Source organism: Ancylobacter koreensis (assembly GCF_023016525.1).
Classification (GTDB): domain Bacteria; phylum Pseudomonadota; class Alphaproteobacteria; order Rhizobiales; family Xanthobacteraceae; genus Ancylobacter; species Ancylobacter koreensis.
In genome coordinates this window covers 345435-372407 of record NZ_JALKCG010000001.1, presented here as the reverse complement: position 1 = coordinate 372407, position 26973 = coordinate 345435, and the positions used below count along the sequence as shown (strand labels likewise).

Genomic DNA, 26973 nt, shown 5'->3' with positions numbered 1-26973 from the left:
GCGGGTGCCGGGCATCGCGATCAGCCCTTCGCTCCCTGTCCGCGCGCGTAGACGTCCTCGTAGCGTACGATGTCGTCCTCGCCGAGATAGGTGCCGGTCTGCACCTCGATCAGCACCATCGGCACCTTGCCGGGGTTCTCCATGCGGTGGACGGCGCCGAGCGGCACGTAGATGGACTGGTTCTCGGCGACGAGCCGCACCTCCTCGTTCACCGTCACCCGCGCCGTGCCCGACACCACGATCCAGTGTTCGGCGCGGTGGAAGTGGCTCTGCAGCGACAGCGCCGCGCCCGGATGCACGACGATGCGCTTGACCTGGAAGCGCTCGCCGAGCGCCAGCGTCTCGAACCAGCCCCAGGGCCGGTGGTCGCGGGGAAAATGCTCGGCCTGCCGCGCGCCCTTCGCCTTCAGCGCGGCGACCGCCTGCTTGACCTCCTGCGCCCGGCTGCGATCGGCCACCAGCACGGCGTCGGGCATGGCGACCACCAGCGTGTCCTTCAGTCCGATGCCGACCAGCTCCAGCCCCTCGGCCTCCGAGCGCAGCAGCGTGCCCGTGCAGTCGATCGCCGTCGCATGGCCGAAGCGCCCGACCCCCGCCGCGTCGCTCTCGCCCTCGCGCAGCACCGACGCCCAGTCGCCGAGGTCCGACCACGCCCCGGCGAAGGGCACCACGTCGAGATTGTCGGCCCGCTCCATGATGGCGTAGTCGACCGAAATTTCGTCCGCCCGCTGCCACGGCCCGGCGGCGAGGCGCAGGAAGCCCAGATCCTCGCCCGCCTCCTCCACCGCCTGCCGCACCGGGGCGAGCATGCCGGGGGCGTACGCCTCGAAGGCGGCGAGCGCGGTGCGCACGGTGACGAGGAAGATGCCCGCGTTCCAGAGATAGCGCCCGTCCGCCAGCATGGCTTCGGCCCGCGCGGCCGGCGGCTTCTCGACGAAGCGCGCGAGGGGGATGGCGGCCGGGCGCGCGTCCTCGGGCGGGTGCGCCAGCTCCAGCCAGCCATAGCCCGTCTCGGGCCGGGTCGGGTGGATGCCGAAGGTGACGATGCGCCCGCGCGCCGCCGCCTCCAGCCCCGCCTCGACGGCGGCGGCGAAGGCCGCGCGGTCCGGCATCACCTGGTCGGAGGGGATCACGAGGAGCGCCGCGTCGGGATCGCGCGCCGCGAGATACTGCACGGCGGCGAGGATGGCGGGGGCGGTGTTGCGCGGGCTCGGCTCGATGAGGATGGCGCCCGGCTCGATGCCGGCCTCGTCGAGCTGCTCGGTGACGATGAAGCGGAAATCGGAATTGGTGATGATCACCGGCGGCTGCGTCTTCGGCCCGGTGGTGCGGCGCGCCGCCGCCTGGAAGAGCGTCTCGCCCTCGCCGAGCTTGACGAACTGCTTGGGGAAGCTCTTGCGCGACAGCGGCCACAGCCGGGTGCCGGAGCCGCCGCACAGGATGACCGGGTAGAGATGGGAGACGCTCACGGGAGGATTCGCCGGCTGAAAAAGGAGCCGCAAGCTAACGCGCCGCGCCGCAATGGAAAAGCGGGCCGCGCGAATTGGCTTGACCGCGCCGCGCCGCCGGGGGTAGCCGCTGGGGCCTATCGGGGATCGGGCGATGCTGACCTGCTTCAAGGCCTATGACATAAGGGGCCGTCTCGGCGCCGAGCTGAGCGAGGACATCGCCCGCCGCATCGGGCGCGCCTTCGTCGAGGCGCTCTCCGCGAAACGCGTGGCGATCGGGCGCGACTGCCGCGCCTCCTCGCAGGCGTTGGCGCAGGCCTGCATCGAGGGGCTGCTGGCGGGCGGCGTCGAGGTGCTCGATCTCGGCCTGTGCGGCACCGAGGAGATGTATTTCGCCGTCACCCATTTCGGCGCCGACGGCGGCATCGAAGTCACCGCCTCGCATAACCCGATGGACTATAACGGCATGAAGCTGGTGCGCGCCGGCTCCGCGCCGCTCGACACCGCCACGGGGCTCGCCGCGGTGCAGGCGCTGGCGGAGGGCGACGAGCCCGCCCCCCGCGCCGGCGGATCGGTGCGCCCGGCGCCCGGCGCCCGCGCGGCCTATGTCGAGCGCGTTCTGTCCTTCATCGACCTCTCCCGGCTGCGACCGCTCACCATCCTCGTCAATGCGGGCAACGGGGCCGCCGGGCCGACCTTCGACGCCATCGCCTCCGCGCTCGAACAGCGCGGCGCGCCGCTGCGCTTCGTGCGGCTGCACCACGAGCCGGACGGCAGTTTCCCGAACGGCATCCCCAACCCGCTGCTGCCGGAGAACCAGCCCGTCACCGGCGAGGCCGTGGTGGCGACGGGCGCCGATATGGGCGTCGCCTGGGACGGCGATTTCGACCGCTGCTTCCTGTTCGACCAGTCCGGCCGCTTCATTCCCGGCGAGTATATCGTCGGCCTGCTGGCGGCGGTGTTCCTCTCCAAGGAGCCGGGCGCCACCATCGTGCACGACCCGCGCGTGGTCTGGAACACGCAGGACGTGGTGGAAAAGGCCGGCGGACACGCCGTGCAGGCGCGCACCGGCCATGCCTTCCTCAAGCAGGCGCTGCGCGACACCGGCGCGGTCTATGGCGGGGAGATGTCGGCGCACCATTATTTCCGCGACTTCATGGCCTGCGATTCCGGCATGATCCCGTGGCTGCTGGTGGCCGAGCTGATGGGCCGCACCGGGGCGAGCCTGTCGGAACTCGTCTCCGAGCGGATGGCGGCCTTTCCCTCCTCGGGCGAGATCAATTTCCGCCTCGTCGATCCGGCCGCCGCTATCGCCCGCGTCGAGGCGGCCTTCGCGGGAGAGGCGCCGTCGCGCGACGAGATGGACGGCCTGTCGCTCGTCTTCGCCGACTGGCGGCTCAACCTGCGCCGTTCCAACACCGAACCGCTGCTGCGGCTGAACGTGGAGGCGCGCGGCGGCAATGGCGAGATCGGCCGCCGGGTGGAAGAACTGAGCGCTCTCATCCGGGCGGGCGAGCCGCAATAACGGCCCGATCCCGCCTGCCTGCGCGTGCATGGACACGAATCGCCGCAGTGTTTACCAATCGCGACGTCGAAACGGGCGCGAGTCTGGGGGAAGCATTGGCAAAGACGGCGTTGATTACCGGCGCAACCGGCCAGGACGGCGCCTATCTCGCCAGGCTTCTTCTTGAAAAAGGCTACGATGTTACCGGCGCCATCCGCCGCAACTCGCAGCCGGAGATGATCCGGCTCGAAAAGCTTGGCATCGCCGCCGCGCTGCGCACGGTCGACTTCGACCTCAGCGAGCCGAACAACATCACCCGGCTGATCCGCGGCAACGCATTCGACGAGGTGTACAACCTCGCGGCGCAGAGCTTCGTCGGTTCGTCCTGGGAGCAGCCGGTCTATGTCGCCGACGTCAACGGCCTCGGCGTGGTGCGGCTGCTCGACGCCATCCGCACCTATTCGCCGCACACCCGCTTCTACCAGGCCTCGACCTCGGAGATGTTCGGGCTGGTGCGCGCGGTGCCGCAGAACGAGCTGACCCCGTTCCACCCGCGCTCGCCCTATGGCGTGGCCAAGGTCTACGGCCACTACATCACGGTGAACTACCGCGAATCCTTCGAGCTGCACGCCTCCTCGGGCATATTGTTCAATCACGAGAGCCCGCTGCGGGGGAACGAGTTCGTCACCCGCAAGATCACGCTCGGCCTCGCCCGCTTCGCGCGCGGAGAGCCTGTGCCGGTGGAGCTGGGCAACCTCAACGCCCGGCGCGACTGGGGCTTTGCCGGCGATTATGTCGAGGGCATGTGGCACATGCTCCAGCAGGAGGCGGCGGACGACTATGTGCTCGCCACCGGCGTCACCACGCCGATCCGCGATTTCGCCGGCTTCGCCGCCGCCGCGCTGGGGCTCGATCTGGAATGGTCGGGCGAGGAACTTTCCGAGCAGGCGGTGGACCGGCGCAGCGGCAAGGTCGTGGTGCGGGTGAACCCCGCCTTCTACCGCCCGGCCGAGGTCGACCTGCTCGTCGGCGACGCCTCCAAGGCGCGCGAAAAGCTCGGCTGGGCGCCGAAGGTCGACGTCAAGGCGCTCGCCGCCATGATGGCGCAGGCCGACTACGACGACTGGCGCGGCTGAGCCGAGGCTTCCTGCGCAGGATTCGCGCCCGGCATCCGCGCCACCACGCGGTCCGGCCACGGGTTGCGCCCGTCGCGCAGCCAGATCAACGTGTCGAGCCAGAAGCCGGCGGCGTGGCTGTCGTGGAACAGGTTGAAATGGCCGATCGAATCGCGCCCGTAATCGGCCGGGGCGATCTCGACCTGCGTGCGCTCCGCTCCGGTGTAATAGGCGAGCGTTCGGGCGAGCGCCGGCACCGTGCCGAAGGGGTCGTCCGACACCCCGACCGCCAGGATGGGCGCGCGCACGCGGCCCATGCGCGCGACGACGGCCACGCGTTCCCCGGGAGGATGGCTCGTTTCGAAGCGGGGGCCGCGAGACGCCCATTCGCGGGCGACACCGGCGGGAAGATCCTCCAGCCAGCCGAGACGGCGGCCGGGAAAATAGCCCAGCAGCGCCGTGGCGGCCGGCATGACGAGGTGCCAGCGGGCGAACAGGCCGAGCCGCCGGCGCGGCGCGTAGTCCGCCCACCACGCATATTGCGCGCCCATGGTGAGGAGGCGCTCCAGCCGGCGGCCGGAGGGCGCCAGCCCCGGCAGGAAGCCGCCTATGCTGTGGCCGACCGCCATCAGAGGGCCCGGCCGGGCGCGGGCGGCGAGCGCCCCGAGCGCCGCCTCGACGTCGCGCTCGCCCCAGTCGCGCCAGCGATAGGGGCTGCCGCGCAGGCGCGCCGGACGCGAGGCGCCGATGCCGCGATAGTCGAAGGTCAGCACGTCGAAGCCGTGGCCGGCGAGGAAGCGGGCATAGCGGTGGTAATAGCGCGCCAGCACGCCGGTGGCGGGGTTGACCAGCACCGCGCCGGCGCTCACGCTTCCCGCGCCCGGCCAGAAATGCCCGCCGAGCACCACGCCGTCGGCGCAGGGAATGGCGATCTCGCCAACCGCGATGTGCTCGGGCGCCTGCGCGACCATGGCCGTCTCCCGCCCCGCCGGCCGGCGCATCCGCGCCGTCCCGGGCGGCTTCCTCTCTAGAGCCGCGCCGCGCCGCTGTATATTCACTGGCCGGTATACATGCGGGTATCATGGGGCATGGAAACCGCCCCCGCCCCCGCCCCCGCCCCCGCCCCACTCCCCACCCGTGAGCGCATCCTGGGCGCGGCGGCCAAGCTCTTTCACGGCGAGGGCATCCGCGCGGTGAGCGTCGACGCGGTGGCGGCGAAGGCCGGCGTCACCAAGCGCACGCTCTATTATCATTTCCGCAGCAAGGACGAGCTGATCGCCGCCTATCTGGAGGCGCGCGACCCGCCCAACCTCGCCTGGTTTCGCCGCCATTACGCGCAGGCCGAAGGCGACGCGCCCGCCCGCATCGAGGCGCTGTTCGCCGCGCTGGCCGTCGCCGCCCGCAACGCGCGCTGGAAGGGATGCGGCTTCCTGCGCACCTCGGTGGAGCTGGTGAACCTGCCCGGCCATCCCGCCCTGCACGCGGCACGGGCGCACAAGCGACGGGTGGAGGAGTGGCTCGGCGAGGTCTTCGAAGGTCCGGAGGCGGGCCTTGCGCCCGAGGCGGCGCGCGAGCTGGCGCGGCAGGTCATGCTGCTGATCGACGGCGCCTTCGCGGTCGTGCTGCTCAACCGGGACACGGAGTATATGCACAGCGCCGGCCGCGCGGCTGCCACGCTGGTGCGGGCGGCGCTGGTAACGGCCCGGCGGGCGGCGTGATTCCCGCCCGCCGGGCTGCCGTCACGCGGTGGTGCGGCGGGTGCGCACGCCGACGAGGATGACGAGCGAAGCGGCCAGCAGCACGGCGCTCGCGGCGGCGAACACGGCCGGGGCGCCGTCGAGATCGAAGATCAGCCCGCCCCCGGCCGCGCCCACCGAGATGGCGAGCTGGACGGAGGCCACCAGCAGGCCGCCGGCGCTTTCCGCCTGGTCCGGCACGGTGCGGGTGAGCCAGGTCGACCATGCCACCGGCACCGCGCCGAAGGCGAGGCCCCACAGCGCCACCATGGCGGTGTCCGCCGCCGGCGTGCTCTCGATCAGCACGAGGCCGAGGCCGAGCGCGCCCATCAGCAGCGGCATGGCGATCAGCGTGGCGCGCAGCCCGCGCTCCAGCAGCGGTCCGGCGAGCAGCGTGCCGGCGAAGTTCGCCACGCCGAAACCGAGCAGGATCGCCGAGACGGCGCCGATGCCCACGCCCGTCACCGTCTCCAGGAAGGGACGGATATAGGTGAAGAAGGCGAAATGGCCTGCGAAGACCAGCATGGCGCAGGCGATGCCGATGGCGATGCCCGGCCGGCGCAGCACGTCGATGAGCGTGCGCAGTTTCGCCTCGCCCGTCGGCGGCAGGCGCGGCAGGCTCACGAGCTGCACCGCCAGCGCCAGCACCCCGAGCCCGGTGGCGAGCAGGAACACGGCGCGCCAGCCGAGGAGATGGCCGAGATAGCTGCCGAGCGGCGCGGCGAAGATGGTCGCCGCCGAGACGCCGCTGAACAGGAAGGACAGCGCGCGCGGGATCTGCTCCTCCGGCACGAGGCGCATGGCGAGCGCCGCCGACATCGCCCAGAAACCGCCGATGGCGGCGCCGAGCAGCACGCGCCCGAGCAGCAGCAGGGTGAGGTTCGGCGCGAAGGCGACCATCAGGTTCGAGACGATCAGCAGCACGGAGAAGGCGAACAGCACGAGCCGCCGGTCGATGCCACGTGTCGCCGCCGAGACCAGAAGGCTCGCCACCAGCGCGACGATGGCGGTGGCCGTCACCGCCTGGCCGGCGGTGCCCTCGGTGATGCCGAGATCGGCGGCCATCGGGGTCAGCAGGCTGGCGGGCAGGAATTCGGCCGTGACCAGCCCGAAGACGCCGAGCGTCAGCGAGCCGACGGCCGCCCAGGCGGGCGCGACGGGGGAAGCCTCCGCAGGAGGCGGCACGGCGGGGGAGGCGGCATCGAAGGCGGCCGGCAGGGCGAGGGCGCCCGCCTCGGCGGCGTCCTCCTGCCAGGGCAGGGTATCGCTCATCAGGGGTCCTTTCGGAGGAGCATGGTGCGTTGCACCATGGATAGGCTGGATTCGCCGGACGATCCATGTCATCAACTCCGATATGATTGATCGTTCGTCCGATATCCATTCACCAGCCGCCGAGTTACCCGCCAGTGAGGGCTGCACGGTTTCGGCCGGGCTCGCACCCGCCGGCACGCCCGCGCGCGAAGTGGGCGAGGCCCAACACCCGGCGCCCGCGCCCGACCTGGTGAGCGAGCTGCTGCTGGGCATGCGTCTCATCGGGGTGGAGTACCGCCGCATCGAGCTTTCCCCGCCCTTCGGTCTGCATCTGGGCGCCGCGCCGGGACGGGCGCGCTTTCATTTCGTGGCGCGCGGCCCGGTGTTCCTGCGCCGGGCCGATGGCGGGCTGCATGTGCTGGAGACCGGCGATGCCGTCCTGCTGCCGCGCGGCGGGGCGCATGATCTCGTCTCGCGGCCGGATCTGCCGGGGCGCGACCTCGCCGAGTTCGCCGCCGCCCCGCTCTGCCCGAGCGTGCAGGCGATCACCGCCTGCGCCGACGGCGCCTGCCCCGAGCGCGTGCTGATCTTCACCGGCGGCATGGAGTTCGACCTCGGCGGCATGCACGCGCTGGTCGGGCTGATGCCGGAGGTGATGTTCGCCGGCACGCTGCTGGCGCGCTATCCCGAGATATTGCCGATGCTGGAGGCGATGGAGCGGGAGACGCGCGGCGAGCGCGCGGGCTTTGCCGGCATATTGGCGCGGCTCGCCGATGTGGTGTCGGCCTTCATCGTGCGGGCCTGGGTCGAATGCGGCTGCGGCGACGCGGCGGGCTGGGTGTCGGCGCTGCGCGACCCGCGCCTCGGACGCGTCATCCTCGCCGTGCACCGCGATCCCGGCCGCGACTGGACGGTGGCCGAGCTGGCCGGCGAGATGGGCGCCTCGCGCTCGGTCTTCGCCGAGCGTTTCCTCGCCGTCACCGGCATGACGCCGCTGCGCTATCTCACCGAGCTGCGCATGCGCCTCGCCGTGCAGTGGATCGGGCGCGACCGCGTGCCGATCGAGGTGGCGGCACACCGGCTGGGCTATGCCTCGCAGGCGGCCTTCAGCCGGGCCTTCAAGCGCGTCACCGGCCACGCGCCCGGCGCGCTGCGGGCGGGTGTCGCGGCGGGCTGATGCCTGAAACGCAATTCCCCGAAACGCAATCGGCCCGGTCGGGGGAGACCGGGCCGATAGACCGCCGCCGGCGCGGGGGGGGGGGGCGCCGGGGAAGCTGCGTCACCGTGCGTGGCGATGCCACGCGGTCGGTGTCACTTGGTCGAGCGGGCGTTGCCCTCGACCTGCTCGCGGATCGCGGTCGCCGAGTTGTCGGTGGTGACGACGGTCGCGTTGCGGCCCTCATAGACCTTCGCGGGCTGGTAGGTCGCGGCCTCGGCGACGCCCGACAGGGCGCCGGTGGCGACGGCGGCGGACACGATGGCGAGAGCGACGAACTTGTTCATGATGGTCTCCTGTGCATCGCCGGGGCGCAGCGATTGGGGGGTGGGAAGGCGTCCCGGTCGTGTCACCAAGCTAGGCGTCGACCCCCGGCGGCGACATTATCCGGATGCTTAGCCGGATGATGAATTGAGATGCCCGGCTCATATCTTTGGATGATTTGCCCGATTTTGCTTCCGATGCGGCAGGCATGCGGGCGGTTTCCGGGCGCCGCCGGGCGGGCACGATACTGACGCTGCGGAATGAAAAGACGTGCGTCCGGCGATGACGTCCGATCCTCCCGCCGCCGATGGGGCGGTGCGACCGGCGCGATGCCGCCGACCTCAAGGCGAGGAAACGCCATGCCGCGCGACCTGATCTTCTCCCCGCAAGCCTGTTCCCGACGCGCCCGCGCCGGGCTGGCCCTGCTCTGTGCCGGAGCGCTCGCCTTCGCCGCTCCGGCGCAGGCCTTCGCGGACGCGATGCCGGCAGGCACGGTGCCGGCGGACGCTGCACCCGATTTCTACAGCGTGGCGCCGCGCGAGATCGCTGGACCCCCGGGCACGCTGATCCGCGCCGAGCCGGTCGCTCCGCCCGAGGGCGCGGCCGCCGCCTACCGCATCCTTTACCGCTCGCGCGGCGCCGCCGGCGAGCCGGTCGCGGTGTCGGGCGTCGTCGCCGCCCCGGCGGCCGGCACGGGCTCCCGCCCGGTCGTCACCTGGGGCCACGGCACCACGGGCATCGCCCCGGCCTGCGCGCCCTCGCGTTCGCCCTCCCGCGACTTCTCCGACATTGCCGGGCTGAAGCAACTGCTGGACGAGGGCGACGTCGTGGTCGCCACGGATTATCAGGGCCTCGGCGCCGGGCGGGTGCATCCCTATCTCGTCGGCGCCAGCGAGGCGCATGCGATGATCGACGCGGTGCGCGCCGCGCGCCATCTGCCGGGGCTCGACGCCGGCAACCGCTTCGCGAGCTGGGGCTTTTCGGAAGGCGGGCAGGCGGCGCTGTTCGCCGGCGCGCTGGCGCACCGCTATGCGCCGGAGCTCCGCCTGGAAGGCGTCGCCGCCGTCTCCGCGCCGACCGACCTGCGCCGGCTGCTGCACGCCGACATCGGCTCGCTGGCCGGGCAGGTCGTCGCCTCCTTCGCCGCCGAGTCCTGGAGCCGGACCTATCGCCTGCCGGTGACCGAGGTCGTCCGGCCGCAGGCGCTGGCGATCCTGGACAGCCTCGCCTCGCAATGCAGCTTCGACGAACCCGAGCGCATCGGCCTCGGCCTGACCGCGCTGTCCTTCGGCGGCGCGAACGGCCTGCTGGAGCCGGGCGCCGCGCAGAAGGCGGACTGGAGCCGGCTGATCGCCGCCAATTCGGTGCGCCCGCGCGAACCTGCCCCGGTGTTCCTCGCCCAAGGCGAGGCGGACGATCTCGTCGCGCCGGCGGCGACGCGCGACTTCGCCCGGACCCTCTGCCATGACGGCGTGGCGCTCGACTATCGCGAGGTGCCCTTTGCCTCGCATGGCGGCGCGGAGACCGCCAGCGCCGGCGCGGCGGCGGGCTGGATCGGGGCGCGCCTGTCGGGTGCGCGGCCGGTCAGCGATTGCGCCGGGATGGAGGCCGGGCGCTGAGGCCGTCAGCGCCGAAGCGCGCGCAGCCTGGCGCGCAGGCGCCGGACTTGCCGGGCGATCCGCCGCTTGATGGCGTCGAGATGGAGCCGATCATAGATCCGCCGCCGCACCGCGACGCCGGTATCGATCACCCAGGCCATCCAGCCGATGGTCATGAGCTGGCTTCGCCCGGCGGTGAAGATGCGCTCGATCACCACGAAGCTGACCAGATAGGCACACAGGAAAAGCAGCGTGCCGCGCTTCTCCCAGCCATTGGCGATCCATACGAGGCCGACGAATTTCAGCGGCTCGACGAGGGCATAGGGAATGACCAGCAGGGCGAGCACCGCGAAGGGGTGCAGCCGCGCCACCCGGCGCTCGAAGGCCTGCATGAGGCGCAGCGCCGCGAGCCGCGCGAGCAGGGGGCGATAGATCGGGCGCACCAACTCGTCGAGGATGATGACGAGGGCGCAGACCAGCCGGAACAGGAAGGCCGGCACCGCCAGCAGCAGGCGCCGCCGGGGCGGGCGGGAAGGCAAGGGGGGAGCGGGCATGTCGGGGCGATGATGCACGGGCGGGGCGGCGCGGTCATCCGCCGCCGCGACGGATCCGGCTCAGGCGTCCACCCCGTCGCGCGCGCCGAGTGCGCGGTCGATGCAGTCGATCATCGCGGTGCCGTCGAACGGCTTGGCGAGAAAGCCGATGGCGCCGCCCGCGCTGACCTGACGGCGGATGCGCTCCTCGGGGAAGGCGGTGATGAAGATCAGCGGCGTCGCGTCGCCCTGCGCGCGCAGATGGCTCTGCAGCCCGACGCCGCCCATGCCGGGCATCTGCACGTCGGTGATCACGCAGTCCGTCGTCGTCCTCGCCTCCGACGCCAGGAAATCCTCGGCCGAGGCGAAGGTGCGGGCCGCGAAGCCGAGCGAGCGCACGAGGCTCTCGGTGGCGACCCGTACGGACTCGTCGTCGTCGATGATCGTGATCATCGGGGTGGAGGACACTTCAGCCTACCTCGTCTGGAATATCCGGGGCGACGCTGCGCTGCCGGGCTGTCCTGATCTATAGACCCAACATTCCGATTTTCGAATTATACGCAGGTTTGCATGCCTATTTCTTTGGGCTCGAAAGACCCAACGTCTCGGCCATGCGCACGAGATCGGCCAGCGACGGGGCGCCCATCTTGCGCATGACGTGGCCGCGATGGATCTTCACCGTGATCTCGCTGAGCCCCACCTCGGCGGCGACCTGCTTGTTCATCAGGCCCGAGGTGACGAGCGCCATGACCTGCTTCTCGCGCGGGCTCAGCGTCTCATAGAGCGCCTGCACGCCGGACACTGCCTTGCGTGCCTCGCGCCGCTCGCGGTCGATGGCGAGGGCGGCGGCTACCGCGTCGAGCATGTCCTGGTCGCGGAACGGCTTGGTGAGGAAGTCGACCGCTCCCGCCTTCATCGCCCGCACGGTCATCGGGATATCGCCGTGGCCGGTCATGAAGATGATCGGCATGTCCATGTCGGAGCGTTCGAGCTGCGCCTGGAAATCGAGGCCGCTCATGCCCGGAAGCCTTATGTCGAGCACGAGGCATCGTGCCACCTCCGGCAGGCGCGCGGCCAGCAGCTCGGCGGCGGAAGCGAAGGTCTCGACCTTCATGCCGACCGAGCGGAACAGGCTGGAGAGCGCCTCCCGCAGGCCGGGATCGTCGTCGACGACGATGACGAGGGGATCCGTCGAAGGCGGGGCGGGGCGGACGGGCGCGCGGCTGTTCACGTGAGGGCTTCCCTGGGCCGGCTTGCCTGCGCCGGAGCGTCGCCGGTCGCGGGAAGCGTGATGGTGAAGAGCATGCCGCCCTCCTCGGGGCAAATGGCGCAGATGCGCCCGCCATGCGCCTCGATGATCGAGCGGGAGATGGAAAGGCCCATCCCCATGCCGTCCTTCTTGGTGCTGTAGAACGCGTCGAAAAGCCTGGAAAGGTTCGCCGCGTCGACGCCTGGCCCGCTGTCGCGCACCTCGATGAGGAGGCCCGGCCTGTCCGACCCTTCCTCGGCGCGGGTGCAGACGAAGAGCCGGCGTCGCGCCTCTGGCACGGCGGCCATCGCCTGCACCGCGTTGAGCGCGAGGTTGAGCACGACCTGCTGAAGCTGCACGCGGTCGCCGAGGGCGGGCGGCAGCTTCTCGCCGAGCGCGAGATCGAGCACAACGCCCTGCGCGGCGCGCTCGCGCTCCAGCAGCGGCAGCACCTCGTCGATCATCTCGTTGAGGTCGACGGGGAATTTCTCCGGCTCGTCGCGCCGGGCAAGCGCGCGCAGCCGCGCCACCACCTCGCTGGCGCGCCGGCCATTGGCGATCATGCGCTCGACCGAGGCCCTGGCCTCGCCGACATCGGGCTCGGCGCGGCCGAGCCAGCGCAGGCACGCCTCGCCATTCGTCACCACCGCGGCCAGAGGCTGGTTCACCTCATGGGCGATGGAGGCGGTGAGCTCGCCCATCATGGTGACGCGGGTGACGTGGGCGAGCTCGGTGCGGGTCTGGTGGAGTGCATTCTCGGCCTGCCTGCGCCCGGTGATGTCGCTGTTGGTTTCCATGACGGCGAGCGGGCGGCCGCGCTCGTCGCGCTGCAGCGACCAGCGGCTCATCACCGCGACCTTCTCGCCGGATTTGCGGGTGTGCAGGAGTTCGCCCTCCCAGCGGCCGGCGGCGAGAAGCTCGGCGCGGATCTCCTCGGCGGGAACGGGAAAGATGGTGCGCAGCAGCGCGCTCGCCGGCTGGCCAAGGGCTTCCTGCCGGCTCCAGCCATAGAGCTGCTCGGCGCCGTGGCTCCAGTACTGCACGGTGTCGGCCATGTCGCGCACGAAGATGCCGTCATGGGTAAGGTCGAGCAGGTCCGCCTGCGCCCGCAGCGACTGGGTGGCGGCCTGGTTCTCCAGGCACAGCAGCGTCGTCACCGTGATGGCGGAGATCGACACCAGCGCGCGCATGGTCGATCCCACATCGACATCGTCGGCGTGCATGATGAGGAAGCTGAGGATGGTGAGGCCGACGCACAGGCCGGCGATGACCAGCAGCCCGCGCCGGTCCGAATAGGTCGCCGACAGCAGCACGACGACCACGTAGAGAACGGCGATCGCCATGTCGAGCGAGGAGAAGGTGTCGATGATGAAGATCGCCGCCGCAAGCAGGGCGGCGATGACCGGCATCAACCATCGGTTCGTCGGCCTGTCGTCCACGTTGACGCCTCTCGTGCTGAACATCGCCTCCCCCGCGCGAGCGCCCTCTCCGGCGTTTCCGGAAGGGGTTACTTTAGGCGAGCACGGGCGACGGTGCGAGATTGCCGGCCGGGGATCGCGCGGTCTTTCCGCAGCGCCGTGCGATTGCGGTTTCGCACGCTGTGCCGACGCTGCGGCGGCCGTCAGGCCGGACGGCGCGTGAAGGCGACAGCGAGGGCGGCGACCAGCAGCACGGCGCCGAGCACGGCGAAAGTGTCGGAGAAACCCATGATCAGCGCCTGCTGGTGCACCTCCTGGCCGAGCAGGACCTGCGCCTGGTGGTAGGCGCTCGCCGGGTCGGTCATGCCCCGGCTCATGAAATAATGCTGCGTGCGCGCGAGGAAGTCGCGCACCGTGTCGCCATAGGGCGTCACAGACTGGCCGATGATGTTGGAGTGGAACTGCTCGCGCTTGGTGATGATGGTGGCGAGGATCGCGGTGCCGATGGCGCCGCCGAGGCTCCGCATCATGTTGAACAGGCCCGAGGCCTGGCCGGAGAATTCCGCCGGCATGCCCGACATGGTGATGTTGGCGAGCGGCGAGAGCACGATGGCCTGGCCGAGCGCCCGCACGATGTTGGTGGTCATGAGCTGGTCCCCGCCGTCGTCGAAGCTCAGATGGGTGTTCATGAAGCAGCTCGCGGCGAAGATGGCGAGGCCGATCATCACCATGAGCCGGGCGTCGATCCGCTTCATCAGCGCCGGCACGAAGGGGATGATGAGGAGCTGCGGCAGCCCCACCCAGCCCAGCACGGCGCCGATCTGCTGCGCGCTGTAGCCCTGCACCGCGTCGAGATAGGTCGGCAGCACATAGACCGAGCCGAACAGCGCGAAGCCGACGATGGTGTTGGCGACGATGCCGAGCGCGAAGTTCCGCCGCGCCAGCAGGCGAAGCTGGAGGATCGGCTTTTCCACCTTGAACTCGATGACGATGAAGATGGCGAGGCACAGGGCGGCGACGACCGACAGCCGCACGATGAGCGGCGAGCCGAACCAGTCGTCCTTGTTGCCCTCGTCCAGCACGGTCTGCAGGCAGGCGAGGCCCACCGCCATGAAGGCGATGCCCCACCAGTCGCCCTCGCGCAGCAGAGAGAGCCGCATCGGGCTCTTCTCCAGCGTGGGGATGAGCAGGCCCAGCATCACCGCGCCGGGGATGAGGTTGATGAAGAAGATGGTCGGCCAGCCATATTGCTCGGTGAGATAGCCGCCGATGGTCGGGCCGATGGCCGGGCCGAAGGTGGCGGTGAGTGCGAAGGCGGCCAGCCCGATGGGGCGCTGGTGCGCCGGCAGGCGGGTGAGCACGCTGGTGAAGGCGAGCGGGATGAGGCAGCCGCCGAAGAAGCCCTGCAGACCGCGCGAGGCGATCATCTGGTTGAGCGTGGTGGCGAAGGCGCAGGCCACCGAGAAGACAAGGAACAGGCACGTCGCGCCGAGGATGAAGCGGCGGAAGCCGAACACCCGGGTGAAATAGTCGGTCAGCGGGATCATGATGATCTCGCCGATCAGGTAGGAGGTCGAGATCCAGGTGCCGTTGTCCGAGCCGGTGCCGATGCCGCCCTCGATCTGCGGCAGCGAGGAATTGGTGATCTGGATGTCGAGCACCGCGATCAGCGCGCCCAGCATGCAGCCGCACACGGCGACCCAGGTGGTGAGGCTCGCGCCCTGCGGGCGGGCGGGCACCGGCACGGCGCCGGCGGGAAGGGCAACGGCGTTGGCCATGGCGGGCCTCCTCAGCCGGCGGGGTCGGCGGGGGCACCGTCGACGCGGATGGTGGTGGTGACCGACATGCCGGGCCGCAGGCGCCCGGCCAGAGGGTCGGTCGGGTCGAGGTCGACGCGCACGGGAATGCGCTGCACGATCTTGGTGAAGTTGCCGGTGGCGTTGTCGGGCGGCAGCAGGGCGAATTCCTGCCCGCTGGCAGGGGCGAGGCTGGTGACGAAGCCGCGCACGCCGACGCCGGGGAAGGTGTCGACCGAGACGGTCACCTTTTGGCCCGGCTTCACGTCGGTGAGCTGCGTCTCCTTGTAGTTCGCGACGATGTAGGTCGCCTGCAGCGGCACCACGGCGAGAAGCTGGTTGCCGGGTTCGACGAACTGGCCGACGCGCAACGTGCGCGCGCCCACCACGCCGTCGACCGGGGCGCGCAGCACGGTGTAGCCGAGGTTCAGCTTCGCGGTGTCGAGCGCCGCCTGGTTATGGGCGAGCGTCGCGCGGGCTTCGGCGAGCTGGGCGTCGAGCGTCGCGATCTGCTTCTGCGCGGCGTCCAGCGCGGCGGTGTCGCGGGCCAGCAGGGCCTGTGCCTGCCCGATCTGCGCCACCGTCTGCTGCGCGGTCTGGACCGGCCCGAAGCCGTCGCTGGCCAGCTTGGTGAAACGCTCGTTGTTCTGCTGCGCGAAGGTGAGCGCCGCCTTGTCGGATTCGATCTGCGCCCGGGCCTGCGCGATCACCGCCTGCTGCTCGTCGAGCTGGGCGGCGCGGTCGTCGATGCTGGCGCGGGCCTCGGCGACGTCGGCACTCGCCTGATCGACCGCCGCCTGATAGTCGCGCGGGTCGATCACGGCGAGAACCTCGCCCTTCTTCACCGGCTGGTTGTCGGTGACGTTCACCGTGGTCAGGTAGCCCGAGACCTGCGGCGCGATCGGCACGATGTCCGCCTCGACATAGGCGTCGTCGGTCGATTCCTCGAAGCGCCAGTTCGTCCAGTATTCATAGCCGGCGAAAGAGGCACCCGCGACCAGCGCCAGCAGGGCGACGCCGGTCAAGGCACGCCGCAGCCGGTGGCGGGGTGGCGCCGGCGGCGCGGCGGTCGGGGGGGAGATGGCGGCAGCCAGATCCGCGGGCGGGGTCGCCAGCGGGCGGGCGTCGAGTTTTGCCGGATCGGTCGCTGCGTTCATCGGGGCGCTCCCTGGGGACGGTGTCTCCCCAAAGGCTGCGCCGCTGCCGCCCGGGCATCTTCCCGAACCCCACGCGGCTTTCCAATTCGCATCGGCGGCGGACCGGGCCGGCCCGGCCGCCGGGGCGTCGGCATACCAAGGTATGGGCCGTGCAAACTCATCATATAAGGGGCGAAACCCACGTAGAATGGAGGCATTCCCCGCCGTCGCTACTCTGTCCCCATCACCAGCCGCTGCCCGGACGGGCCGCAGGAGAAGGTGCCCGGCCCAGGCGGGACACTTCTTCGAACGGAACGCCGGCCGGTTCGCTCCCGCTCCGAGGATGATGGAGTCAAGGCCATGTCGATCCACGTTTCGCCGACCACCGCCCGCTTCCAGTCGCGCCGTGCCGATCCGACGGCTTCCGCCTTTTCGCTCGCCGCGCCGGCCCGCCAGACCCGCACGGCCGATCTGCCGGACGACGGCTTCTCGGTGCGGCTCGGCCATATGGGCGTCGTCATCGCCATCGGCGCCGCCCCGGCCACGGATGTCCGCTTCCCCGAGGACAGCGAGACCATCCGCCTCGACGCCGACCGCCACGGGCTCGGCCGCTGCGCCGACCTGCTCGACGGCAAGGGCCGCGAGGCGGTGACGCAGGCCGCCGACCCGGTGGTCCGCCGGCTCTCCCGTGCCCTTGAGGCGGCCGAGCATGACGGGCGCGAATTCGGCGGCCTCTATGCCGACGCGCTGCGCCTCGCCATCGTCACCCGCCTCCTTTCGACGCCGGCTCTCGCCGATGTCGAATTGCCCGAAGCCCCCTTCACCGTGGGCGATATCGCGCCGATCGAGGCGCCTGCCGAGGCCCCCGCCGACACGCCCGCCACCGCGCCGCGCCGGCCCAAGTCCGGCCTGCCGAAATGGCGGTTCAAGCGCGTGCTCGCCTATATCGAGGAGAATATGGGCGAGAGCGTCACGCTGGCCGGCATGGCGGAGGCGGCGGGTCTCAGCCGCATGCACTTCGCCGCCCAGTTCCGCGTCGCCACCGGGCTGCGCCCGCACGAATTCCTGCTTCGCCGGCGCATCGAGCGCGCCCAGCAGATGCTGCTGGAGACCCGCGACCCGCTGGTCGAGATCGCGCTGGCGGTCGGCTTCCAGACGCAGGCGCACTTCACCACGGTGTTCCGCCGCTTCGTCGGCGACACGCCCTACCAGTGGCGCTGCGCCAACCGCGCGCGCAACTGAGCGGTTGCCCTTCTTCCTTCGGCCTTCTCCCTCTTCCCCAAGGCTCTTTCCCCGGAGCCTCACTCGACCCCGGCTCCCGCGAGCCGGGGTCTTTTTCTTTGGCGCGCCGCGTCAGCCCTGCCCGCCCCGGCCCGGCCGCAGCGAGGCCATGCTCTCCAGCACACCGTCGCGGAAGACGAGGGCGTGCATCAGCGCGGCGGCGAGGTGCAGCAGGAAAACGGCGAACAGCGCGAAAGCGAGGACCGTGTGCGCCGTCCGCAGGACCGCATAGAGCGCCACGTCCAGCGGCAGGATCGGCGGCAGCTGCAGCGTCCCGTAGAGCACCACCGGATAGCCGCCGGCCGACAGCATCGCCCAGCCGACCAGCGGCACGGCGAACATCAGCGCGTAGAGCGCGACATGGGAGGCGTGCGCGGCAAGCCGGATGGCGCGGGGCATGTCGGCCGGCAGCGGCGGGGGCGGGTTGAGCTGGCGGTTGACCAGCCGCAGCGCCGCCAGCGCCAGTATGGCGATGCCGAGCGGGCGGTGGATGGACAGCAGCCAGTGATAATCGGCCAACGACGACACCATGCCGATGCCGATGAACAGCATGGCGAGGATCATGGCCGCCATCAGCCAGTGCAGAAGGCGCGAGAGAAAGGCGAAGCGCGGGGCGTTCATGGTCAGCCTCCCGTGGCGGGTCGAGGGGTTTCGGAGGATGCCGCGCCCGGCGGGCGGGGCGGCACCGTCACTTCGCTCGGCGTCTTCTCCTCGCCGGCCCGGCGGGTGAAGGAGACCGAATAGGCCGCCGAGCGAGCGGCCGGCAGCGGGTCGTCGGAAGGCGCGATTCCGTCGGGCAGCACGAGCGGGTCGTAATTGATGTCGCGGCAATTGCCCGGCCCTTCCGCCTCCACATGGTCGAGGGTCAGCGTGCCCGCATCGACCTGCTCGCGGCCCTCCGGCCAGGCCACGGTGGCGTCGTCCGTCGGGTCGCCCGGCGCGGCGGCGGTGACGACGAGCCGGTAGCGCAGCGGGCCCGTCGCCATGCGGGCGATGAGGTCGTCGAAGAGATAGTTGGGATCGCGTGCGCCGGCGGGCGGCGGGGCCTGCGCGACGACGGGGTCCAGCGGCACCATGGACCAGCGCACCGGCGTCGACCGGCCGGCGGCGTCAATGAACCGGAAGGCGTCGAGCCCGTTATAGCGCGCATCGGCGAAGCCGGAGGAGACGGCGCGCGCCTTGATCAGGCCGAGCGCGCGGGCGCTTTCGGGGTGCGCGTCGAGAAAGGCCTTCAGCCGTGCGGGATCGGGCTTGCCCGTGGCCGGATCGGCGGCGGAAGCCGCCATCAGCGCGTAGAAGCCCTGCGGCGTGTTCACGGGAAACACCGGGATGTCGTTCATGCCGGTGCGCCACTCCTCGCCGCCAGCGGGGCGGAAGCTGAGCGCGAGGCTGCGGACCTCGGTCTCGTTATCCGGCAGGAAGGGCTTGCCGATGCCGACCGCGAAGCGACCGACCACCGGAACGGTGCCGGGCGCGAAGACGCCGGCGCGCGACAGCCGGGCGCCCGCGCCGTTGCTCTCGAACGTGCCGGTGACGCACACGCCCTTGGCGTGGTTGCGCCGAAAGCCGGGATGCAGGCCGTTGATCGCCTCGAAGCGGTCGACGATGCGGGTCTGCGTCAGCCGGCCGGGCGAGAGAAAGCCGCCGGCATAGGCGAAGGCGCCGGCGGTGACGCCCAGCACGAGGCCGGTGGCGCCGAGCCCTGCGAGCAGGGCGGGTCGCGGCGGCCACAGCCGGTAGCGTGAGGAAGGGGGAAGGGGAGGGTTCATGGACTTGGACTCCTGTGGGAGAAGCCGTGCCCGGGAACGCCTCGGGCGCCGGCCCTCGCGCCGCGCCGAGGGCCGGCGCGACGATGTCACAGGAAAGGTTCGTTCGCCGCCGGGGTCTATCGGCTTTGAACGCCCGTCGGTCGGGCTTGCCTTCGCTCAGGCGCGCCGCAGCCGGGCGCGGGCGATGAGCAGGGCGAACAGCGTCGCCGCCACGCAGGCCAGCGCCGCATGGTCGAGCGCCCGCCCGAAGGCGGCATGGGCGGCCTCCAGCAGCGGCGCGGCGACGGCCTCCGGCAGCTTCGCCGCGTTGATGACGGCCGCGTCCAGCGTGCGCAGTGCCGGGTCGAGCAGCTCGGGCGGGATGCCGGGCGGCGCGACATCCTGCATGGCGACGCGGTAGCTCGCCGCCACGAGGCTGCCGAGCACGGCGATGCCGAGCGCGCCGCCGAACTCGAAGCTGGTCTCCGACACCGCCGAGGCCGCGCCCGCCCGTTCCGGCGGGGCGAGGCGCATCACGAGGTCGGTGGTGATGGTGCCGACGGGCGCGAGGCCGAGGCAGATCAGCGGGATGGCGCCCATGAGCACCGGCAGGGGTGCGCCGGCGTCGAGCCGGGTGAGCAGCGCGAAGCCGAGCGTGGCGAGGATGAGCCCGGTGGAGAGCACGTCGACCGGCCGCCAGCGCCGCACCAGCACGGGGGTGGCCATCGATCCCATGGCGAAGCACAGGCCCGACGGAGCGGTCCACAGCCCCGCCTCCATCGGCGACATGCCGAGCACGAGCTGGAGATATTGCGAGATGAACACGAAGATGCCCATGGCGCCGAGCATCGCCGTCACGTTGATGCCGAGCGCCGCGCCGAGGCCGGGATTGCGGAACAGGGCGAGGTCGATCATCGGGTCGGCGAGGCGCTTCTGGCGGGCGACGAAGAAGGCGCCGACGATCAGCCCGAGCGCGATGGCGGCGAGCGATTCCCCGCCGACGCCATGCTCGGCGATGTGCTTCATGCCGTAGATCAGCGCCAGCGCGGCGAGGATGGACTGCGCCGCGCTCAGGAGATCGAGCCGCCCGGCCTCCTCGTCGCGGAATTCCGGCAGCAGGACCGGGCCGAGCACGAGCAGGCCGATCATGACCGGGATGGCGGCGAGGAACACCACGTTCCAGGCGAAATAGGTGAGGATCACCCCGCCCACCAGCGGCCCGAGCGCCGCGCCGGAGGAGAAGCAGGCGATCCACACGCCGATGGCGAAGGTGCGCTGGCGGTCGTCGAGAAAGATGTTGCGGATGAGCGAGAGCGTCGAGGGCGCCAGCGTCGCCCCGGCGATGCCGAGCAGGGCGCGGGCGAGGATGAGCTGCTCGGCCGTGCGGGCGAGCGCGGCCAGCCCGGAGGCGCAGGCAAACGCCGCCGCGCCGATCAGCAGCAGCTTTCGCCGGCCGATGCGGTCGCCCAGCGTGCCCATCAGCATCAGCGTGCCGGCGACCATGAAGCCGTAGATGTCGATGATCCACAGGAGCTGCGAGGCCGACGGCGCGAGATCGAGCGCCAGATGCGGCACGGCGAGGTTCAGCACCGTCAGGTCCATCGCATAGACCAGGCAGGGCAGCGCGATGACGGCGAGGGCCAGCCAGTCGCGCGGCGTCGCGCGGAGGTGGGAGATCGTCGCGGCTTCCGATCCGGTGTGCATCTGCCGCCTCTCCTGCGCACGCTTGCTGCGGATTCCGCAGCGGGAGGGCTGGATAGCGGATGCCGGCGGGTCGGGCGAGCCTCGGGTGCGGAATGCGGCACTATGGGGCCGACCCATGGCTAACTTGCAACATCGCGCATCCGGGCTAAGCAGTCGCAGCGTCCCGATACCGGTAGATTCGCCATGAAACCCCTGCTGCCCAATCTGCTCTGCTTTAATGCGGGCTTCGTGGACACGGCGGGCTTCGTCACGCTGCACGGGCTTTTCACCGCCCATGTAACCGGCAACCTCGTGACCTTCGCCGCCGCCATCGCGGAAGGGCGCATGCCCTCCCTCTCCAAGATCGTCGCGGTGCCGGTGTTCTGCGTCGTGGTGGTCTGCGCACGGCTGCTCGGGCAGGCCATGGCGGCGCGGGGTTATGACGATTTCCGCATACTGATGGCGGCCAAGCTGGTGCTGCTCGCCCATGCCGCGCTGGTGGCGATCCAGCTCGGCGTCCCGGAACTCGCCGATTCGCCCGATGCGGTGATGATGGGGATGACGCTGGTCAGCGCCATGGCGCTGCAGAACGCCCTCCACCGCACCCATCTCGCGGACGCGCCGCCCTCTACCGTGATGACCGGCACGATCACCCAGCTCCTGCTCGACGCCACCCATGTCTGGAAGCCGCAGGCCGGGGCCGACCCGGCGATGGTGCGCCAGCGGCTGCGGCGCTTCGGCCTGTTCCTCGCCAGCTTCTCGGCGGGCTGCGCGGCGGCGGCCGTGCTCTATCTCGTCGCCGGCGTGTGGTGCTTCCTCGTGCCGCCGCTGGTGGCGCTGGCCGAGATCCTGACTTTGCCGCCGGCTCCGGCGCCGGCCGGACGCTGACACGACCGCTCAGCCTTGCCCCGCCGCCAGCGCCTGCCGCAGCCGCTGGGCGGCGGCGCGGCCGAGCGGGATGGGCTCGGCCAGTCCGTCCAGCGTCAGCCGCGTCGCGTCGCGCGAGCGGGCCTCGATGGCGCGCACGCGGTCGCAATTGACGATGAGCGAACGCCCCAGCCGCAGGAAGGGTGGGGAGGGAAGCTGCGCCTCGAACTGCGCAAGGCTGCGCAGGATCATCAGCGGCGGCTGGCTGGCGAAATGGACATGGCTGAAATCGCCCTCCGCGCGCACGGCGAGAATGTCGGCCGGCTGCACGCGCACGGTACGGCTGGGCGCCCGCAGCTCGATGACCTCGTTCGACCGGTCCGGTCGCACGATGAGGCGCCGTGCGCGCTCAAGCGCCAGATCGAAGCGCGGCTGGGCGACGGGCTTGAGCAGATAGTCGATGGCCTCCACCTCGAAGGCGTCGACCGCGTAATCGGCATAGGCGGTGACGAAGATCACCGGCGGCGGGGCCGGCGTGCCGGCGAACAGCTTGAAGCCGTCGCCGTCGTTCAGCTCGATGTCGAGCAGCACCAGATCGGGACGCAGCCGGGCGACGAGGTCGAGCGTCTGGGCGAGGCTCTCGGCTTCGCCCGCCAGCGCGAGGTCGGCATGCGGCTCCATCAGGCGGCGCAGGGCGCGGCGGGCCAGGGGCTCGTCATCGGCGATCAGGATGCGGAGCACGGCTCCCCCTCCAGCAGCAGGCTCGCCACCACGCGGCCGGGGCCGGCGGTGCTCTCATCGAGACGGAAACTGTGGCGGCCGGGATAGTGCACGGCGAGCCGGCGGCGCAGATTGGCGAGGCCGATGCCGTGCGAGGAGCGGCTGCGATGGGCCGGCGTCAGCGACCCCGTGTTTTCCACTGCGATTCGCAGCCCGCCGTCCTCCTGCCCGATATGCAGCGTCACCTCGAGAATCTCCGAACGGTCGCCATGCTCGACGGCGTTCTCGAGCAGGGGCTGAAGCAGGCTGTTGGCGATGCGCCGGCCGGTGGCGGCGGGGTCCAGCGTCACCTGCGCCCGCAGCCGCGCGCCGAAGCGCGCCTCCTGAATGCGGAGATAGGCGGCGAGCGCCTCGACCTCCGCCTCGACCGTCACGACGGGCGTGCGGATGCCGGCGAGCACATGGCGCAGATAGGCGGTGAGGTCGCGCAGCATGTCGAGCGCGATGGCCGGATGCTCGGGCACCTCCTCGGCGATGCCGTTGAGCACGTTGAACAGGAAATGCGGGTTGATCTGCAGCCGGAGCTGCTGGATCTCGGCGCGCAGCGCGTCGGCCTGCGCGGTGATGGCGGCCTCATGCTCCGCCCGCCGGAGCCGGTCGGCGCGAATCCAGAAATAGAGCAGGCTCCAGCCGAACAGGCAGATGGCGTAGTGGATGAAGGGCAGCGCCACTTCCTCCAGCGGCCGCCAGTTGGGGACGCTCCAGCCGAAGGCGCCGCGCGCCGCCGCGAGGATCGCTACGACGATCGCCGCGCCGGTGCAGGAGAGCAGCGCCATGGCCAGCACCGCTCGTGGATTGAGCCCGCTGCCGGGAAAGCGGCGCTCATAGACGCGGCGCAGCGCGAGGGAAAGCGCGATCATCGTGGGGTAGACGATGGCGGTCAGCGCCAGCGCGACCGACAGATCGAGATAGGCGAGCTGGCGGTTGACGAGGTCGACCAGGGCGAAGATCGCCCAGCCGACGATCTGCAGCCGCAGGAACGGCGAGAGGCCGGACCAGAGCTGCGCCGGCTTCGTCGATTTCTGCGACCCGTTCATCGAGTTGGTGCTGCCGCGCGGGAAGGGGGAGGCTAGGCAATGGCATCTTTCCGCCGTCGTGCCTAGCCGCCCGCCCGGCGCTGCCATGCGAATCCGGGCGCGCCGCGCAAAGCCTCCCGCCGCAGGGTTCTTCCGATGGCCGTCGCCTCCTCCGTCGCTTCGCCCGTCGCGCGTGCCCTGTCCGCCTGCCGCGGCGCGCTTCTCGCCGTCGGTGCGTTCTCGGCGGTGATCAACGTTCTGATGCTGTCGGGCTCGCTCTACATGCTGCAGATCTACGACCGCGTGCTGAGCTCGCGCAGCGTGGCGACGCTGGTCGGCCTGTCGGCGCTGCTGCTCGCCGCCTATGCGCTGCAGGGCTTTCTCGACGCCGTGCGCGTGCGCATGCTGGCGCGGGTCGGCGCGCGCTTCGATGAGGCGGTCTCGCCCGCCGCCTTCGCCGCCGCCCAGCGCCTGCCGCTTCTTGGCTGGCGGCCGGAGCAGGCGCTGCAGCCGCTGCGCGACCTCGACCAGATCCGCGCCTTCCTCTCCTCGCTCGGGCCGACCGCGCTGTTCGACATGCCGTGGATGCCGCTGTTCTTCGCCGGCTGCTTCCTGCTGCACCCCTGGCTCGGCTGGCTGGCGCTCGGCGGGGGCGTGCTGATCCTCGCCCTGACCGGCCTCACCGAGCTTGCGGGCCGGACGGCGGGTCGGGCGCAGGCGGCGAGCCGTGCCCGCCGCGAGGCGATTGCCGAGGCCAGCCGGCACAATGCCGAGGCGGTGGCCGCGATGGGCATGGCCGATCCCCTGCGTGCGCGCTGGCAGGAGGCCAATCTCGCCCATCTGCGCGACTGGCTGGCGGGAGCCGACGTTACCGGCACCAGCGGCGCGGTGGCCAAGATCCTGCGCATGGTGCTGCAATCGGCGGTGCTCGGGCTCGGCGCCTATCTCGCCATCCATAACGAGATTTCCGGCGGCGCCATGATCGCCGCCTCCATCATGACGTCGCGCGCGCTGGCGCCCATCGAGATCGCGGTGGCGAACTGGAAGGGGTTTCTGGCGGCCCGGCTCGGCCTCGGGCGGCTGCGCCAGCTCTTCGCCATGCCCGCGCTGGCCGAGCGCGTCTTCACTCCGCTCCCCGCACCCCGGCAGGCGCTCGCCGCCGAGAACCTGATCGTCGCCGCGCCGGGCCTGCAGGTGCCGATCCTCAACGGTGTGACGCTGCGGGTGGAGCGCGGGCAGGGGCTTGCCGTCATCGGCGCCAGCGCGTCCGGCAAGTCGACGCTGGCGCGGGCCCTTGTCGGGGTCTGGCGCCCGCTCAAGGGAGAGGTCCGGCTCGACGGCGCCGCGCTGGACCAGTGGCCGCCGGACGCGCTCGGCCGGCATGTCGGCTATCTCCCGCAGGATGTCGAACTGTTCGACGGCACGGTGGGCGAGAACATCGCCCGCTTCGAGCCCGGCGCGCCGGGCGATGCCATCGTCGCGGCGGCGCAGGCGGCCGGCGCGCATGAGCTGATCCTGCGGCTGGCGGAGGGCTATGACACGCGCATCGGTGCCGGAGGGGCGGCGCTCTCGGGTGGCCAACGCCAGCGCGTGGCGCTGGCCCGGGCGCTCTACCGCGACCCCTTCCTCGTCGTGCTCGACGAGCCGAACGCCAATCTCGACAGCGAGGGCGACGCCGCCCTGACCTGCGCCATCGAGGCCGTTCGGGCACGCGGCGGCATCGCGGTGGTCGTCACCCACCGGCAGAGCGCGATGGCGGGGCTCGACCGCGTGGCGGTGATGTCGGAGGGACGCCTCCAGGCGTTCGGGCCGAAGGAGGAGGTGCTCTCGAAGCTGGCGCGGCAGAACGGCCTGCCCGGCATTCCGCGCCCGGCGGTGGCGTCATGAATGCGCGCGCGGACACGCCCTCCTCCTTCGCCGCGCCGCTGCGCCGGCTCGCCCTCGCGGGCGGTTCTGCGGTTCTGCTGTTCGCCGGAACGGTGGGCGTGTGGGCGGTGAGCGCCACCTTGGGCGGGGCCGTCGTCGCCCCCGGCCAGTTCGTCGTCGACGGCAATGTGAAGAAGGTGCAGCACGCCACCGGCGGCATTGTCGGCCAGCTCAATGTGCGCGAGGGCGACGCGGTGGCGGCGGGCGACGTGCTGATGCGGCTCGACGACACCCTCACCCGCGCCAATCTCCAGGTCATCGCCCGGCAGCTCGACGAATTCGCCGCGCGCCGGGGCCGGCTGGTCGCCGAGCGGGATGGCAGTGCGGTCATCGCGCCGGCGCCGGAATTCGCTTCGCGGCGCGGGGAGAGCGAGGTGGAAGGCCTCCTCAGCACCGAGGAGAACCAGTTCCGCGCCCGCCGCGCCGCCCGTGAGGGCCGCAAGGCGCAGCTTTCCGCGCGGATCGGCCAGCTTGAGGACGAGATGGCGGGGCTGCGGGCGCAGCAGGCGGCGCGCGACCGGCAGGCGGTGCTGATCGCCGAGGAGCTGGAGGGGGTGCGCGACCTCTATGCCAAGAACCTCGTGGTGCTCAGCCGCAAGGCGGCGCTGGAGCGCGAGGCGGCCGAGCTCGACGGCGAGAAGGGCCGCCTCGTCGCCGCGCTGGCGCAGGCAGAGGGCCGCGTCGCCGAGACGCGGCTGCAGATCATCGGCATCGACGAGGGGCTGCGCGAGGAGGCGATGAAGGAGCTGGCCGAGATCGGGGCGAAGGCCGCCGAACTGGCCGAGCGCCGCGTCGCCGCGCAGGACCAGCTCCGGCGCGTCGACATACGCGCGCCGAGTGCCGGCCATGTCCACCAGCTCGCGGTGCATACGGTCGGCGGCGTCATCACCCCGGCCGAGCCGGTGATGCTGATCGTGCCGGCCGGCGAAGCGCTGGAGGTGGAGGCGCGGGTGCTGCCGCCCGATATCGACCAGATCGTCCTCGGCCACGCCGCCGAGGTGCGCATCCACGCCTTCAACCAGCGCACCACGCCCCAGCTTGCCGGCACCGTGACGCGCGTCTCCGCCGACACCAGCCGCGACCCGCAGACCGGCGCAGTGTTCTACACGATCCGCGTGGCGCTTCCCGCAGCGGAGCTGGCGCGCCTCGCCCCGCAGCAGGTGAGCGCGGGCATGCAGGCGGAGGTGTTCGTGCGCACGCTGGACCGCACACCCTTCGAATATCTCGTCAAGCCGCTGCGCGATCAGGTCGCCCGCGCCTTCCGCGAGCGCTGACGGCGTGCCGGCCCGCATGCCCGCCGCCGCGCTCGTCGATTTCCCGGCCGGGTTCATCGACTTGGCCGCTCACCCAAGGTGATGATGACGGTGCTGCGTGGCATCCCTTTTATGCCCGGCAACGGGTGGATCGT

Annotated in this window: 24 protein-coding genes; 9 read left to right on the top strand and 15 right to left on the bottom strand. The window is 71.4% G+C overall.

Features of this window, described 5'->3' with window-relative positions; translation table 11 throughout:
• Positions 1-20: 20 nt before the first annotated feature.
• Positions 21-1469 carry a mannose-1-phosphate guanylyltransferase/mannose-6-phosphate isomerase gene (locus MWN33_RS01650; RefSeq protein WP_247198327.1) on the bottom strand — a complete coding sequence of 483 codons (1449 nt, stop codon included), beginning with the start codon at positions 1467-1469 and terminating at the stop codon, positions 21-23.
• Positions 1470-1602: 133 nt separating this feature from the next.
• Here MWN33_RS01650 and MWN33_RS01645 point away from each other — a divergent pair, with 133 nt between their 5' ends.
• Together MWN33_RS01645 and MWN33_RS01640 are read left to right on the top strand one after the other, a co-directional pair.
• Positions 1603-2973, top strand: coding sequence for a phosphohexomutase domain-containing protein (locus MWN33_RS01645; protein WP_247198326.1), 1371 nt, complete (start codon positions 1603-1605; stop codon positions 2971-2973).
• A 95-nt stretch (positions 2974-3068) separates the two neighbouring features.
• Positions 3069-4088, top strand: coding sequence for a GDP-mannose 4,6-dehydratase (locus MWN33_RS01640; RefSeq protein ID WP_247198325.1), 1020 nt, complete (start codon positions 3069-3071; stop codon positions 4086-4088).
• Here MWN33_RS01640 and MWN33_RS01635 read toward each other — a convergent pair.
• Complete coding sequence (locus tag MWN33_RS01635; RefSeq protein ID WP_247198324.1) at positions 4067-5038, bottom strand: alpha/beta hydrolase family protein; 972 nt, start codon at positions 5036-5038, stop codon at positions 4067-4069. The two genes, MWN33_RS01640 and MWN33_RS01635, sit on opposite strands and share 22 nt — an antisense overlap.
• A 117-nt stretch (positions 5039-5155) precedes the next feature.
• Between MWN33_RS01635 and MWN33_RS01630 the strand changes: the two genes are divergently transcribed.
• On the top strand, positions 5156-5785 hold the full coding sequence (locus MWN33_RS01630) for a TetR/AcrR family transcriptional regulator (RefSeq protein WP_247198323.1): 630 nt from the start codon (positions 5156-5158) through the stop codon (positions 5783-5785).
• 21 nt (positions 5786-5806) lie between these two features.
• Here MWN33_RS01630 and MWN33_RS01625 read toward each other — a convergent pair whose 3' ends face one another.
• On the bottom strand, positions 5807-7075 hold the full coding sequence (locus MWN33_RS01625) for an MFS transporter (RefSeq protein ID WP_247198322.1): 1269 nt from the start codon (positions 7073-7075) through the stop codon (positions 5807-5809).
• An 82-nt stretch (positions 7076-7157) separates the two neighbouring features.
• On the opposite strand from MWN33_RS01625, the gene MWN33_RS01620 reads away from it, so the two are divergent.
• A complete protein-coding gene (locus MWN33_RS01620) occupies positions 7158-8231 on the top strand; it encodes an AraC family transcriptional regulator (protein WP_281493554.1) in 1074 nt (357 codons plus the stop codon).
• Positions 8232-8365: 134 nt separating this feature from the next.
• Here MWN33_RS01620 and MWN33_RS01615 read toward each other — a convergent pair whose 3' ends face one another.
• The gene (locus MWN33_RS01615; RefSeq protein ID WP_247198321.1) at positions 8366-8557 is read right to left on the bottom strand and encodes a hypothetical protein; all 192 of its coding nucleotides are present in this window, start codon (positions 8555-8557) and stop codon (positions 8366-8368) included.
• A gap of 336 nt (positions 8558-8893) precedes the next feature.
• Here MWN33_RS01615 and MWN33_RS01610 point away from each other — a divergent pair, with 336 nt between their 5' ends.
• Entirely contained in the window at positions 8894-10153 is a 1260-nt protein-coding gene (locus tag MWN33_RS01610; protein ID WP_247198320.1) for a lipase family protein, read from the top strand.
• A 5-nt stretch (positions 10154-10158) separates the two neighbouring features.
• Here the strand turns inward: MWN33_RS01610 and MWN33_RS01605 are convergent, their stop codons facing one another.
• From MWN33_RS01605 to MWN33_RS01580, 6 genes are all read right to left on the bottom strand, one after another.
• The gene (locus tag MWN33_RS01605) at positions 10159-10686 is read right to left on the bottom strand and encodes a hypothetical protein (protein WP_247198319.1); all 528 of its coding nucleotides are present in this window, start codon (positions 10684-10686) and stop codon (positions 10159-10161) included.
• Between the two features lie 60 nt (positions 10687-10746).
• A complete protein-coding gene (locus tag MWN33_RS01600) occupies positions 10747-11133 on the bottom strand; it encodes a response regulator transcription factor (RefSeq protein WP_247198318.1) in 387 nt (128 codons plus the stop codon).
• 106 nt (positions 11134-11239) lie between these two features.
• Positions 11240-11896: a response regulator transcription factor gene (locus MWN33_RS01595; protein WP_247198317.1), complete on the bottom strand. Its 657-nt coding sequence runs from the start codon at positions 11894-11896 to the stop codon at positions 11240-11242.
• The gene (locus tag MWN33_RS01590; protein ID WP_247198316.1) at positions 11893-13323 is read right to left on the bottom strand and encodes a sensor histidine kinase; all 1431 of its coding nucleotides are present in this window, start codon (positions 13321-13323) and stop codon (positions 11893-11895) included. Before MWN33_RS01590 ends, MWN33_RS01595 begins: the two co-directional genes overlap by 4 nt.
• A 212-nt stretch (positions 13324-13535) precedes the next feature.
• Positions 13536-15110, bottom strand: a complete 1575-nt coding sequence (locus MWN33_RS01585; protein WP_247198315.1) for a DHA2 family efflux MFS transporter permease subunit — start codon at positions 15108-15110, stop codon at positions 13536-13538.
• Positions 15111-15121: 11 nt separating this feature from the next.
• A complete protein-coding gene (locus MWN33_RS01580) occupies positions 15122-16285 on the bottom strand; it encodes an HlyD family secretion protein (protein WP_247198314.1) in 1164 nt (387 codons plus the stop codon).
• Positions 16286-16624: 339 nt separating this feature from the next.
• Here MWN33_RS01580 and MWN33_RS01575 point away from each other — a divergent pair, with 339 nt between their 5' ends.
• Positions 16625-17506 carry an AraC family transcriptional regulator gene (locus MWN33_RS01575; RefSeq protein WP_247198313.1) on the top strand — a complete coding sequence of 294 codons (882 nt, stop codon included), beginning with the start codon at positions 16625-16627 and terminating at the stop codon, positions 17504-17506.
• 111 nt (positions 17507-17617) lie between these two features.
• Here MWN33_RS01575 and MWN33_RS01570 read toward each other — a convergent pair whose 3' ends face one another.
• The 3 genes from MWN33_RS01570 to MWN33_RS01560 all read right to left on the bottom strand — a co-directional run bounded on the left by MWN33_RS01570 (position 17618) and on the right by MWN33_RS01560 (position 20997).
• Positions 17618-18166, bottom strand: a complete 549-nt coding sequence (locus MWN33_RS01570) for a cytochrome b (protein WP_247198312.1) — start codon at positions 18164-18166, stop codon at positions 17618-17620.
• 2 nt (positions 18167-18168) lie between these two features.
• On the bottom strand, positions 18169-19314 hold the full coding sequence (locus MWN33_RS01565; RefSeq protein ID WP_247198311.1) for a catalase family peroxidase: 1146 nt from the start codon (positions 19312-19314) through the stop codon (positions 18169-18171).
• A 156-nt stretch (positions 19315-19470) separates the two neighbouring features.
• Positions 19471-20997, bottom strand: coding sequence for an MFS transporter (locus MWN33_RS01560; RefSeq protein ID WP_247198310.1), 1527 nt, complete (start codon positions 20995-20997; stop codon positions 19471-19473).
• A gap of 183 nt (positions 20998-21180) precedes the next feature.
• Here MWN33_RS01560 and MWN33_RS01555 point away from each other — a divergent pair, with 183 nt between their 5' ends.
• Entirely contained in the window at positions 21181-21864 is a 684-nt protein-coding gene (locus MWN33_RS01555) for a YoaK family protein (protein ID WP_247198309.1), read from the top strand.
• Between the two features lie 9 nt (positions 21865-21873).
• Here MWN33_RS01555 and MWN33_RS01550 read toward each other — a convergent pair whose 3' ends face one another.
• Entirely contained in the window at positions 21874-22584 is a 711-nt protein-coding gene (locus tag MWN33_RS01550) for a LytR/AlgR family response regulator transcription factor (protein ID WP_247198308.1), read from the bottom strand.
• Entirely contained in the window at positions 22569-23660 is a 1092-nt protein-coding gene (locus MWN33_RS01545) for a sensor histidine kinase (protein ID WP_247198307.1), read from the bottom strand. Before MWN33_RS01545 ends, MWN33_RS01550 begins: the two co-directional genes overlap by 16 nt.
• Positions 23661-23795: 135 nt before the next feature.
• Here MWN33_RS01545 and MWN33_RS01540 point away from each other — a divergent pair, with 135 nt between their 5' ends.
• Both MWN33_RS01540 and MWN33_RS01535 read left to right on the top strand, forming a co-directional pair.
• A complete protein-coding gene (locus tag MWN33_RS01540) occupies positions 23796-25526 on the top strand; it encodes a type I secretion system permease/ATPase (protein ID WP_247198306.1) in 1731 nt (576 codons plus the stop codon).
• Positions 25523-26839 carry an HlyD family type I secretion periplasmic adaptor subunit gene (locus MWN33_RS01535; RefSeq protein WP_247198305.1) on the top strand — a complete coding sequence of 439 codons (1317 nt, stop codon included), beginning with the start codon at positions 25523-25525 and terminating at the stop codon, positions 26837-26839. Before MWN33_RS01540 ends, MWN33_RS01535 begins: the two co-directional genes overlap by 4 nt.
• Positions 26840-26973: the final 134 nt, after the last annotated feature.